This is a genomic window from Peribacillus sp. NPDC101480, from assembly GCF_050277335.1.
Classification (GTDB): Bacteria; Bacillota; Bacilli; order Bacillales; family DSM-1321; genus Peribacillus.
This window is the reverse complement of sequence record NZ_JBNNSB010000001.1, coordinates 1,397,750-1,409,679: the sequence shown is the minus strand read 5'-3', so window position 1 is coordinate 1,409,679 and position 11,930 is coordinate 1,397,750. Positions and strand designations below refer to the sequence as shown.

Below are 11,930 nucleotides of genomic sequence, written 5' to 3'. Positions count from 1 at the left end.
TAAATTTCTAACCTAAAAAAAAGAGCCCAACAGAAGTTTCCGTTGGACTCGAATCATTTCTCATAATAATTTTTTTATATCCTCTTCCATTTCCAGAGGTTTTGTTTTAGGCGCATACCGGCTGACGATATTTCCATCTCGGTCAATCAAGAACTTTGTAAAATTCCATTTTATCGATTTGGATCCCATCACTCCGGGAGCATTTTCAGTCAGATAGCTGAATAAGGGATGGGCTTCCTTTCCATTAACATTCACTTTGGCAAACATCGGGAAAGTTACACCATGATTCAATTTGCAGTATGAATCGATTTCCAGATCATCACCAGGCTCCTGATTCAAAAACTGATTACACGGAAAACCAAGTACGACAATCCCATCCTCTTTATATTGTACATACAGGCTTTGCAAATCATCATACTGTGGCGAAAAACCGCATTTGCTTGCGGTATTCACTATGATCATCACTTTCCCTCTATATTCCTCAAGCGAGATGGTTTCGCCATTAATTTTATTGACTTCAAATTCGTAAATGGACATATATGATCTCTCCCTTTAGTATGATGATTCATTTTACCGTATTTAAAGGTACGTTTACCAACTTTTATCCTTTGCCTATCATCCTGGAATCTTCACTGCTTGGATAGATTGAATCAAATACTCTACCATGTCTTCCAAATCATCCATTTGCTCTTCTTTTACCAGTCTTCCAAATGATACTTTATATATAGATGAAGTAACGGGTTGCATTTTTTTACTGACCGTATCGCTGGTCGTCACTGTAATGATTCTTTGTTCTCCCCAAATTTTTTCCAGGTCGTTCAACAATTGTTCAGCATTCACCTCATCAAGCTTTTTGGGAAAAGAAATGAAAATATTGACCGTGGAACCCGTATGCGTATCATCAATATCGGCATCGAGTAACTCCGAACTTAGGTTCTTGAGAGAAGCGTGTAACTCGATGGCACCGCTAATCGAAATGGGCGCCATTGTTTTTTTCAATCCCATCTCAATCTTATATGATCTGGACATGGTCGAGAGATTCACTATATCATCACGGTTTATGACCAATATATCCCCAATGAAGTCACGATCGTAAACCGCTCCTTCCAATACCACTTTCATGTTCTCAAATGCTGTAGGATCAAACAATCTCCAAACACCTCTCCAACTTATAAGTTTATGTATTCATGATCTTCCCATTTTACCATTTCCGGGCCATTTCCTTCGGGATTTACAAGAAATTATTAAAATAGCTTTTCTATTCAATAATTTTCTATATAATTAAAATATTATGATTTTTGAAGAAGGAGGCTAATCATGCCAATCAGAATTCCAGAACAACTGCCAGCAAGAGAAATTTTAGAACAGGAAAATATCTTCGTTATGGATGAGGAAAGAGCTACCAATCAGGAAATCCGTCCATTGAATATATTAATATTAAACCTAATGCCAGAGAAAGAAAAAACGGAGGCCCAGTTACTGCGCTTTCTTGGCAATACTCCCATTCAAGTAAATATATCATTCCTGCGCTTGAGCACACATGAATCAAAAAACACAAGTAAATTTCATTTAGATCAATTTTACAAATCATTTAATGAAATTCGCACGAAGAAATATGACGGCTTGATCATTACAGGTGCTCCAGTAGAAAAGCTGGAATTTTCAGACGTCAATTATTGGGAAGAACTGCAGAATATCATGAACTGGTCAAGCGAAAATGTCACATCCACCCTACATATCTGTTGGGGGGCACAAGCTGCCCTGTACCATCATTATGGAATAGGCAAATACGAACTTCCAGAGAAATGCTTCGGCGTATACACCCATGAGGTCCTTGAACCGAATGAAAATCTAGTCCGCGGATTCGATGATTATTTTATGGCCCCTCATTCACGCCATACGGATATTGACTATCAAAAATTAGTTAACCATCCTGAATTGAAGGTTCTCGCACAGTCCGATCAAGCTGGTGTATTGATCGCTGCTTCGATTGACGGAAAAAGAATTATGGTTACCGGCCATTTCGAGTATGATGCCGATACCCTAGGTGAAGAATACAGGCGCGATAGAGAGCGTGGGATCAATACGCAACTCCCTGAAAATTACTTTCCTGATAACGATCCGACCAAGGTACCTCTCCACCGCTGGAAGAGCCATTGCAGCTTGATGTTCTCTAATTGGCTGAACTATTATGTCTATCAATCTACCCCTTATGAGTGGGATTGAAAGGGTAAGAAAAAAGAAGCTTTCACTTTTAAGTGAATCGTTTTTTTGGGCAGCCACTTCCGATTATCATGGGGAAACAACCTGAGTTTCTGACTCAGGTTGTTTGTTTCATGATTCCTTATTACCGAAGTATACCTCTTCAAAAGGTTGGACGACCACAAATCCTTGACCTTCGAATTTCATTTGAACGGATTCGCCGCTTCCCCTCCCAAAAAACGACTTCAATGAAACATCCGTTACAAATTCAGGCTGCAATTCCCCTGACCAAGCTACTGTGGCATTCGGGTCCGTATAGACCGGATTCCCAGATTCCACCATTAAAGTAAGCGGCTCATAATGGGAAGTGAATGCGACCATGCCTCTCCCCTCGAGCCTTACGTTGAACAATCCCCCCGCCAATAACCCGGCAATGCGCCGCATCATTTTTATATCCCATGAAATCCCCGGTTCAAATGCAAGTAAATCATTTCCGTTAACACAGATCGATTCACCATTTAACTGTAAAATAGAAATCTTCTTCCCTTGATCGGCGACGTATAGCTTGCCGCTTCCGGTCGCTTTCATCAAGGATGCCCCCTCACCAGTCAAAGCTTTTTTAAAGAGTTTACCAAGACCATGCTCCAAGATGCCTTCCCGCTCGAATTTAATATGGCCGCGATAAGAAACCATCGTCCCCATTTTTGCCCAGATCTGCTTTTCCAAATTAATCTCCAGGATTCGTTCCGTTTCAAGTTCGAATAAGCCTTGCCCTTTATCCTGCTGCTTCGTCTTTTCAACGAATTGATCGATTTGATACTTCTCCATCACTGCCCCACCTCTTTTTGCAGGAGAAACAGCCACATGAACGATACAGCTTGCTTTAATTCCTTTGAAAAATGTCCCAGTTTTGCATAGTCCACCCCTCTCTTTGCAACGCCGGTATCAGCCACTGCCTTCCATCCTGTTTCTAAAGCCATTTTTTCAAATTCCCATGGCTGCATTGTATTCATGATGACTTTATCTCCTAATAACCGTTGAAAACTGAATTTTTTTCGTGGTTCAGCTGTTGGACCAAGTATCCCAAAACATACATAGCCGCCAGGCTTTATTACCCGTTGGATTTCCTTCATCACCGTTAATGGTTCACCCGTATATTCCAAAGAATTAATGACCATTGCCGCATCCATTTCTTCATCTTTGAATGGAAGATTATAAAAATCTCCTTGCAGGAAAGAAAGTTCTGGTTGTTGAACGGTTTTTCCCTTTGCAAATTCAATCATCACATTGGATAAATCAACTCCGGTTACTTTAAATCCCGCTTCGGCCAATTTCAAGGAACCAACTCCATCTCCACAGCCTATGTCAGCTACCTTCACTCCCGAAAGTACATATTCAGAAAAGAAAGGAATAATGTTTTTCCGGCTCCCCGTTTCCCACATTTCTTGCGAATTCTTCACCCACATAGGTGCAAAAACATCCCATTCCTTTTTCGACTCTTCATGCCATGTATGTAAATTCATCTGAAATTCATCCTCCCATATACCCCCTAATTCCCGACCGGGGCTTCCCTATAGCTATTCTGCTCTTAATTCAAAAATCCTCCTTTAAAACGTCACCCTTAGTGATTTTCAAATACATAAAAAAAACTGCCAGCGGCAGCTTATTTTGAATTTTCTTCATTTCTTTTTTGTATCTTACGTAAATCCTCGACACGGTCAGGAGATTCTTCAAAGAATTCAACCAGGTCTCCAATCCTATCGATGGCATTCCAACTAAGGTGGTGTTCAATCCCCTCTACATCTTGATAAATATTTTCTTCCTTGACCCCAATCAACCTTAGCATCTGTTCTAAAAGTTCATGACGGTATACGAGCCTTTTACCAACTTTTTTCCCATTTGCGGTTAAAACGAGACCCCGGTACTTTTCATATATCAAATATTTTTCCTGATCCAGTTTTTGTACCATTTTTGTAACAGAAGATGGGTGGACGGAAAGATTTTCGGCAATATCAGAAACTCTTGCATATCCTTTTTCTTCAATAAGTAAATAAATTTGTTCTATGTAATCCTCCATGCTCGGTGTAGGCATTCGGAATCCTCCCATTCAAACGCATATCTAAAAATTTTACTATATAAACGGCCCCGAAACAAGAAGATATAAGTCTCAGGGCGCCTTTAATGATGCTTCTTCTCAAGTTTGCTTGATGTTTTGTTCTGTTGGGAATGTAAAACTGATCTTCTTTTCAGCATCGGACCACGATAGAATGGCATCAAAGGTTTTTTCCCCTTTTTTAAAACCGCTTATCAGATCCGTTTCACCGCTCGCCAACAGCTTTTTTATATTTGCTTGACTGATTTTCTTATTAAGGATTTTTTTGGAGATGGTGAAGTTACACTTTGTTTTTTGATAACTTACACATCCATAGAATTCCCCTTTATCGACAATCTTAGAACCGCATAGTTTACAGCTGCCCACAGATGCCGAGCTTCTTTTTTTAGAGCCGCTCCGTTGAATCGACTCGGTATCCAGCCCTTGAAAATCCCAGTTTTCCGATGATTCCACGGCATCACTGATGATTTTTGCTGACATCTTTTTAACAGCTTCCATAAATCCGCCGGCTGAAGCCTTTCCTTCACCGATTTCCCTCAAACGCTGTTCCCATTTGGCTGTCATTTCAGGTGAAGCCAGGATTTTCTCCCCGATGGCAGTAATCAGCACTTTCCCTTTATCTGTCGCAAAAACCTGATTTTTTTTGACATTGATGTATTTACGGTCTTTGAGCATGGTAATGATGCCAGCCCGAGTTGCTTCGGTTCCGAGACCCTCGGTTTTCATCAGAACTTTTTCTAACTCTTCATTATCCAGATGCTTTCCGGCTGTTTTCATCAAAGTGATCAGCTGACCTTCTGTATAGCGCTTAGGAGGCTGGGTTTTTCCTTCTTTCACCTTTATATTGGCGACCTTTCCAGTATCCCCTTTGGAAACGGACGGCAAAATGATATCATCATCCTTGTCATCTTGGAAAATCACTTTGCGCCATCCCTCTTGAATCTGCTGCTTGCCTTTAGAAATGAATTCCGCACGCTTATCGACAAGCGTTTTAATGGTGGTGTAATCGAAAATCGCTTTCTCATAATGAGCCGCAATCAACCGGCGTACCACCAAGTCATAAATATTCCGTTCTTCGGCGGAAAGCCGCTTCGGGTCGGTTACCTGCTCTGTCGGGATAATTGCATAGTGATCAGTCACTTTTTTTTCATTTACAAACCTTTTATTATTCATGATGTTCGGTTGTGGCAAAGGAAACAGGGATTCATATTCTGAAAATCCGCTTAGTTTTTGCAAGATATCGGGAAATGTTTCGGCTTCCCCTTCCGTTACATAATTGGAATCTGAACGTGGATAAGAAACGATCCCTTTTTGATATAAACTTTGTACTATATCAAGCGTCTGTTTCGGTGAATATTTATAAATCTTGTTCACTGTAGCTTGCAATGACGATAGATTAAATAACAAAGGCGGCTGAAATTCTTTCCTTTCAGTATCCATTTCAGCTATTTCAGCTTCCTTACCCTTGCAAAAGGCGGCAATTTTATCAGCCATTTCTTTTGTCTTTATTCTCGGATCATTGTTCTGCTGCCATTTTCCCTGATATTTCTTTCCATCCATTTTGAAGTCAGCGAACACTTCCCAGAACGGCTCAGACTTGAATTGCTCAATTTCCATTTCCCGCTTCACTATCAAAGCAAGAGTCGGTGTCTGAACCCTTCCAGCTGAAAACACATCCGAAACGCCCCTTTGTTTCAATAAAATACTATACGCTCTCGACGCATTCATTCCCACAACCCAGTCCGCACAAGCTCTCGTATACGCTTCATAATAGAGCGGCCTGGTTTTTTCCTCGCTCTTCAAATTTTGGAATCCCTCATAAATCGCTTTTGGGGTCAAAGAGGAAATCCATAAACGTTTCATCGGTTTATTGACATTGCATAGATTAACGATATTGCGTACAATCAACTCTCCTTCACGCCCGGCATCACCTGCATGAATGATTTCATCGACTTCCGGTTTCCTAAGTAAGGTCTTCACAACATTGAATTGCTTTGCCTTTTGTCGGGTCACTTCATATTGAAATTTCTCAGGAATCATCGGCAACGTTTCCATCGACCATTTTTTCCATTTTGAATGATAGGTTTCCGGTGAAACAAGTTGACATAAATGCCCGACAGCCCAAGTTACATAAGCTCCATCGGGAAAAAGTTCATTCGGCATGATTTCTATATAGCCTTGCTGTTTCTTCGTTTTAAATTGAGCTGCTAGCGTTGAACCTTGATCTGGTTTCTCCGCAATGATTAGCTTCATGATCATCTTCACCTAATCCGTTACAAAATATCTTTCCCCTATCATTATACCTTAATTATCACAATCGGCTAGATATGACTTCGTTTTTACTGAACTGATAGTAGAAAGCATGAAATGATTGCTTATCTTCGGTGAAGAGTGAGGATTTCAGGGAGATGAAAAAGTCCTCCTGAATATTGGAAGGTTAATAGGTAAAAACTTCGAATTTGGGTGAATCGGAGTATATACAAAAGAAACTAGTGCGATTTTAAATGTGCCCTTCCAAGCTTTTCACTGTTTAGATGAAGATGAAGAAATTAAATTTTTTGATATTATTAATACAAAAGCTAAAGGTATAGGTACTTCGTTAAGTAGATTTTTAAAAAGAGAAAGTGATAATCTTAGTTGGATTGCAACACAGCTAATTATTGACCCTAACAGCCCCTTGTATAATAAAGGAACGTTAATTGGCAAAAGAACTAAAGAAAAGCATATTACTTTACAAAATGTATATAACTTTCTTTTGTTATTAATTAAAAATACAAAGATAGCCGAATTACCTAAGGAAAAAATACTTAATATAACTCTTACTTATTTTAATTGTATAAAAGAGTTGTTACCTGTAACTCATATAGTCTGTTTAAATGCTTTTGCTATAGCCGGCAATATAATTATTCCTTCAAATTATAATTTTGTTTCCAACCAGTTAAACATTAAAGAAGTAAATAAAAGAATGAGCAGTATAAAGATATTTGATTGGTCTAGTGAAGGAGCATTGAAATACTAAAAGGTGCTAGTGGTTCTAAACTCTTAGCTGAAGACATCATTGCATCTGTAAAAAAAGAATTCTTGAATTTCACATTTTCAAATTTTAAAATGGCCGAAAAATCAAATTGATTTTCGGCCATTCTTATTCCTTATTCTTAGGGGGGAACTTTCCAGCTCAGTTCATGTATGTATTGTGTTAAAGCATCTGTTAAAAAAAGCATCAACTGTAGCTTTGAAATAAAAATTGTTCAAAAGGTCCTCCTGAACCCTCATATTCGTAAATAAATACAATCCATTTTGAAAAGAGATTGATCAATAAGGGTTCATTTCTAGTGATTTAGTATAAAATTTTTATAAAATAGTTTGATTATTTTTTAGTGATCATTATAGAACTAACGGACCCGTTAGTTTAAGTAGATTTCTTCAAAAACTTTTTAGTATTCCAGTTATTACAGGAATGCTGCCCCTTTAGTGCCATAAGAAAAGGAGCTGCTAATCAGCTCCTTATAATGAAGCACCCGTTAGTAAAATAACAAAATCAATTTCTACTAAAGAATTGGACATACTAATGATAGGATTCTCTTTTATTAGTCTAATTGCGGTTTTATTTATTTTATAAATATTACAATTTTCCAAATTAATGTGAGGGAGTATCTTACTTGCTATAAATTGCGAATCATTTCCTTTATTTCATCACGTTTTTGAATCGTTGTATCGTTTTTATTTGGGAAAATCGCTGTGGCACCACCGTCATTTTCAATATCAACTAGTAAATCGAAAAAATTCAAAAGTGGTATATTGAACGCTTCGTATGACTTATCTATATTGGCAGACTCCATTTCAGCAAAACTTCGACTTGGCCAAACAGGTAGTAAAAATGGATAGTCTCCATCATCATCATCCAAAAGTAATAAGTCGCCATTTTCGTCGCGTAGTAACCACACCTGTTCATCTGTTGCAACCATTCCATAAAAATATGCAAGTCGCTTTTCAGCAGGACGGTTTAAAATAAATCGTTTAATTAATTTCATATATGTCATTCCTTTACGATAATTATTAAAAAATACCAAGTAAAATAGAAAGTTATTATATTTTTAAGGATAATTATACCATTACTTCTTCAAATAAACTGCCCCTTTAGTCCCATAAGAAAAAGCTGTCTTAAAGACAGCTCCGATCTTCAGCTAACGCACCGTTTAGTTGAACAACTCCAGGGCTTATTTAAACTGTTCATAATTTCCTTTGGATTAGAGATACCGTTCTCAATAAAAATAGTTGCCTATCCTTAAACAATTTCATATAAGCTTCTTCAATCATATTTGAATTTAGGTGGGCTACTAGGCATACATCCAATCCAAGCTTTGACCCTGAACATAAACTTGGATATAAGTCTAATTTCAATAAGGAGTGAACCTCGAATTATGGTATATACACGACAAATGCCATCTGCCCTGAGTCCCTGGGGTCTTCAAAATTGTTTGTATCGTTTTACGTACTTGTGGCTTAGAAACGGAGACAATTTCTGGTTTTATTTGACGACTGTCGGGGAATCAAGAGTTTATGGATATAGGTTTTTCGGCGGAAGATGGAATAATTATTCGGTTGCTTTAAGAGATATTGTTAACTTCCATTGTTCTCCTCCGACTCCAACTCTATATTAAAACACTGTGACTGACCCTCGTAATCGTATCGTTCAGTCTTACTTTAAAAGCGTCTGTGCTTTCGCATAATCAGAGATCGTTTTTTTGAATCGAATACTGTGATCACCAGATATCCGCCACCTGCATGTTCTCATCCATCATGTATAGAACATTAATCATTTCGGTTAGCGTTCTTTATACTGAGATTAGACTAAAATCCAAAACGAACATAAGTTTAATCCTGAGGCTGCGTTAAACTGCACTTTAGTGGATAAGAAAAAAACCGCCGCAGTGACAATCATCTTGTTCCCAAGCACCCGTTAGCCTACATTAAAAATTCAATTTGTTATTTATTCTAGGGTTGGTTAAAGTACTCCTTCTTCAACAAACCTGCCCCGATAGTTGCATAAAGAAAGAGCTGCCTTAAAGACAGCTCTGATCTTCAGCTAAAGCACCGTTAGCTCTATTCTGACTAACCACTTCACCAAATGTTCTTTATTAAGCGAATCATCATTCTTGGTATAAACATTAAGATGTTCCAAGCCACTTCAAAAAAGATTGAATCCCTAAGCTCAATTAGGATTTCTTTAAAAAAGCCGTTTTGCTTTTCTTTTTTTCTTTTTTTATTTTTCATCTGTCTAACTCCCAATCACTCAATTCTTGTTGCAATAAATACTTTGACACTCCTTTACTTCATATATTAATCCATCAGCAAGGTCTCAATCTTTGTTTAACTATTCTGCCCTGATAATTCCATAACAAAAAGAGCTGCCAAAGCAACTCTCTTATTGAAGTAAAGCACCCGTTAGTTTAAGTACAATATTTCACAATCTTTTCTTATGGAAAAAGAAAAAAGGCGACCATTCTTTTTGTTGCATCCGTTGTTCAAGAAGAAATCAACTAATTGTTTTAGATGGTACCTTTTTCCCAACTAAAAAATAAACCAAATAACCAATCAGATTGAATAAAGCAAAAGCAATAACCCAACCAGCATTCAATCGTCTATGATGATAAGCGTTAATGATTGCCCAAATTGCAAACAGTACCCAAAAAATACATACACTTAGAAACAATGCAGTATATGCTGTTTCTACATAACCTTTTGATTCAACCATGACATCCCAATTTTCGTTACCTGTACCATCAGCACGATAAGTTATAAAGTGGTTAAATATTGGTTTTTCTCTAAAACTATATTCTGGTTCTTCGCTTACAGTAGTATAAAATGTCTCATTACCATAATTGGTAACTTCAACAGCACTAATGGTTACTCCTGTAATGTTTTCATTTTCTTGTACAATTTTTTGAATATCCGTTTTAGCTTGCTCGGTTATTGTATTACCTAAACTATCAAGGATTTGTGAACTAAATTGATAACTCTCATTTTGTTGATTCCTTTCAAGTGGAATAAGAATACCATATCCGATAAAACTAATTAAAAGGAATGTTAATGCTGTATAAAGTACCCATTTTGCAAATGTTCTTTGTGCTTTAAACAACTGACCAACAATAGAACGCATTTCTTTCTCTCCGCCAAATCGTTCAATTGCAATTTCAATTGCTTCTTGTTCAGTCTTTCCTTCTGCTTTTAATTCGTGAACAGCCTCTATCAAATGACTTTTCATTTCTGCTTTTAGTTCTTGAATTTCTTTTTTATTTCCACCAATATTGTGGTAAAGCGCATCTACAAATACTTCAATTTGTTTCATATTTTTTCTCCCCCTTCCAAAAACGAATCAATAATTTTTTTTACAAATTGCCATTCCGATCTCTTTTCTTTGAAACCATCTTCACCTAATGGTGTAAGTTTATAATATTTCCGCCTTCCTCCTGGTCCTTGTTCATCGCCCCAGTAAGATTCAATCCATTTATTTTTCTCAAGTCTTTTTAAAGACAAATAAAGCGTACCTTCTTTAAGTTCAAATTGACTTTCACTTTTTTCTCGCACGAATTTTGCCAATTCATAACCATACATATCCCTGCTATGTATTAACGATAGAATTAGTGTATCTATATGACCTTTCAAAACCTCTTTATTAACTTCCATAATTTCTCACCTCCTATTATTAATAGTAAATTGAAATACTATATAATACAAGGTACTTATTAAAAAAAAATTCCAGTTTCTTTCTTCAACTAAACTGCCCCGTTAGTGCCATAAGAAAAAGGCTGCCGCAGCAACCCCTGTTATTGAAGTAAAGCACCCGTTAGTTTAAGTGTTATACTTCACAAATTATTAAAAAATATTTAATTCTAGAAATTCATCAGTTTCCATAAAACCAAACTTCTTATACACTGGTCTACCCATTTTTGAAGCCCCAAGCCATATTTGTGAAATACCTGAAATCTTAACTTCATCAACTAATTTAGTTAACAGCTTTGTTGCGATTCCTTGCCCACGATAATTTTCATTAGTATACATATTTGTGATATAAGCCTTTTTTCCAGTCTTATTGGTGTAACAAGGTGGAAATTCATAAAAAATTACTGCACCACAAGCTATAATTTCTTCATTATCCTCCACTAGCCATTGAATTAAAGTACCATCACTTAGTTTATTTTTAAAGAAAACATATAGTTCTCTATCAATATCTATATTAGGTTCTATCCCCTCATCAACTAATTGCTTTTTTCTTAACTCGACCAATTTATCAATATCATCGATATTTGCTTTACGATATTTCAACTTCTCACAACTCCTTTATAAAATTACAACTGACCAGCCCCATAGCATAATTAATTCTCATCATTTTACCATTGATTCTTATTAAACTAAACAAAAAAAGGTAAAAGTTCCCTTTACTTATTTATTTTACCATAAAAGACCATTTCCCTTATAGAACTAACCTGCCCCGTTAGTGCCATAAGAAAAAGGCTGCCTCAGCAACCTTCCTTATTGAAGTAAGCACCCGTTAGCCATCCATGAATCGCAAAAATCGGCGATCCACCACAAAGAATGAAAATGGTTGGGAAGT

At 37.1% G+C, this 11,930-nt stretch carries 13 protein-coding genes; 2 read left to right on the top strand and 11 right to left on the bottom strand.

The features are described 5' to 3' along the window. Positions 1 to 60 precede the first annotated feature (60 nt). Both ACQKMF_RS07010 and ACQKMF_RS07005 read right to left on the bottom strand, forming a co-directional pair. The gene (locus ACQKMF_RS07010; RefSeq protein WP_101225300.1) at positions 61 to 537 is read right to left on the bottom strand and encodes a glutathione peroxidase; all 477 of its coding nucleotides are present in this window, start codon (positions 535 to 537) and stop codon (positions 61 to 63) included. Between the two features lie 78 nt (positions 538 to 615). Further along, the gene (locus ACQKMF_RS07005) at positions 616 to 1,149 is read right to left on the bottom strand and encodes a hypothetical protein (protein WP_427572282.1); all 534 of its coding nucleotides are present in this window, start codon (positions 1,147 to 1,149) and stop codon (positions 616 to 618) included. A 168-nt stretch (positions 1,150 to 1,317) separates the two neighbouring features. Between ACQKMF_RS07005 and metA the strand changes: the two genes are divergently transcribed. After that, positions 1,318 to 2,226, top strand: coding sequence for a homoserine O-acetyltransferase MetA (metA, locus tag ACQKMF_RS07000; RefSeq protein ID WP_101225302.1), 909 nt, complete (start codon positions 1,318 to 1,320; stop codon positions 2,224 to 2,226). A gap of 108 nt (positions 2,227 to 2,334) precedes the next feature. On the opposite strand, the gene ACQKMF_RS06995 is transcribed toward metA, so the two are convergent. The 4 genes from ACQKMF_RS06995 to ACQKMF_RS06980 all read right to left on the bottom strand — a co-directional run bounded on the left by ACQKMF_RS06995 (position 2,335) and on the right by ACQKMF_RS06980 (position 6,568). Then, positions 2,335 to 3,030 (bottom strand): AIM24 family protein, encoded by a 696-nt coding sequence (locus tag ACQKMF_RS06995; RefSeq protein WP_101225303.1) that lies wholly within the window; start codon positions 3,028 to 3,030, stop codon positions 2,335 to 2,337. Next, positions 3,030 to 3,725: a class I SAM-dependent methyltransferase gene (locus ACQKMF_RS06990; RefSeq protein ID WP_427572280.1), complete on the bottom strand. Its 696-nt coding sequence runs from the start codon at positions 3,723 to 3,725 to the stop codon at positions 3,030 to 3,032. Before ACQKMF_RS06990 ends, ACQKMF_RS06995 begins: the two co-directional genes overlap by 1 nt. Before the next feature lie 140 nt (positions 3,726 to 3,865). Beyond that, positions 3,866 to 4,294 carry a transcriptional regulator MntR gene (gene mntR / locus ACQKMF_RS06985; protein ID WP_048687667.1) on the bottom strand — a complete coding sequence of 143 codons (429 nt, stop codon included), beginning with the start codon at positions 4,292 to 4,294 and terminating at the stop codon, positions 3,866 to 3,868. Between the two features lie 102 nt (positions 4,295 to 4,396). Further along, the gene (locus ACQKMF_RS06980) at positions 4,397 to 6,568 is read right to left on the bottom strand and encodes a DNA topoisomerase III (RefSeq protein WP_101225305.1); all 2,172 of its coding nucleotides are present in this window, start codon (positions 6,566 to 6,568) and stop codon (positions 4,397 to 4,399) included. A gap of 253 nt (positions 6,569 to 6,821) precedes the next feature. Between ACQKMF_RS06980 and ACQKMF_RS06975 the strand changes: the two genes are divergently transcribed. Beyond that, a complete protein-coding gene (locus ACQKMF_RS06975) occupies positions 6,822 to 7,334 on the top strand; it encodes a hypothetical protein (RefSeq protein WP_427572277.1) in 513 nt (170 codons plus the stop codon). Positions 7,335 to 7,977: 643 nt separating this feature from the next. On the opposite strand, the gene ACQKMF_RS06970 is transcribed toward ACQKMF_RS06975, so the two are convergent. The 5 genes from ACQKMF_RS06970 to ACQKMF_RS06950 all read right to left on the bottom strand — a co-directional run bounded on the left by ACQKMF_RS06970 (position 7,978) and on the right by ACQKMF_RS06950 (position 11,641). Beyond that, positions 7,978 to 8,346 carry a DUF2750 domain-containing protein gene (locus ACQKMF_RS06970; RefSeq protein ID WP_170974058.1) on the bottom strand — a complete coding sequence of 123 codons (369 nt, stop codon included), beginning with the start codon at positions 8,344 to 8,346 and terminating at the stop codon, positions 7,978 to 7,980. 1,090 nt (positions 8,347 to 9,436) lie between these two features. Further along, positions 9,437 to 9,589 carry a hypothetical protein gene (locus tag ACQKMF_RS06965; RefSeq protein ID WP_164855079.1) on the bottom strand — a complete coding sequence of 51 codons (153 nt, stop codon included), beginning with the start codon at positions 9,587 to 9,589 and terminating at the stop codon, positions 9,437 to 9,439. Between the two features lie 262 nt (positions 9,590 to 9,851). Further along, positions 9,852 to 10,664, bottom strand: coding sequence for a permease prefix domain 1-containing protein (locus ACQKMF_RS06960; protein WP_427572275.1), 813 nt, complete (start codon positions 10,662 to 10,664; stop codon positions 9,852 to 9,854). Next, the gene (locus ACQKMF_RS06955; protein ID WP_056527747.1) at positions 10,661 to 11,002 is read right to left on the bottom strand and encodes a PadR family transcriptional regulator; all 342 of its coding nucleotides are present in this window, start codon (positions 11,000 to 11,002) and stop codon (positions 10,661 to 10,663) included. Before ACQKMF_RS06955 ends, ACQKMF_RS06960 begins: the two co-directional genes overlap by 4 nt. 189 nt (positions 11,003 to 11,191) lie before the next feature. Continuing rightward, the gene (locus ACQKMF_RS06950; RefSeq protein WP_201183769.1) at positions 11,192 to 11,641 is read right to left on the bottom strand and encodes a GNAT family N-acetyltransferase; all 450 of its coding nucleotides are present in this window, start codon (positions 11,639 to 11,641) and stop codon (positions 11,192 to 11,194) included. Between the last annotated feature and the right edge of the window lie 289 nt (positions 11,642 to 11,930).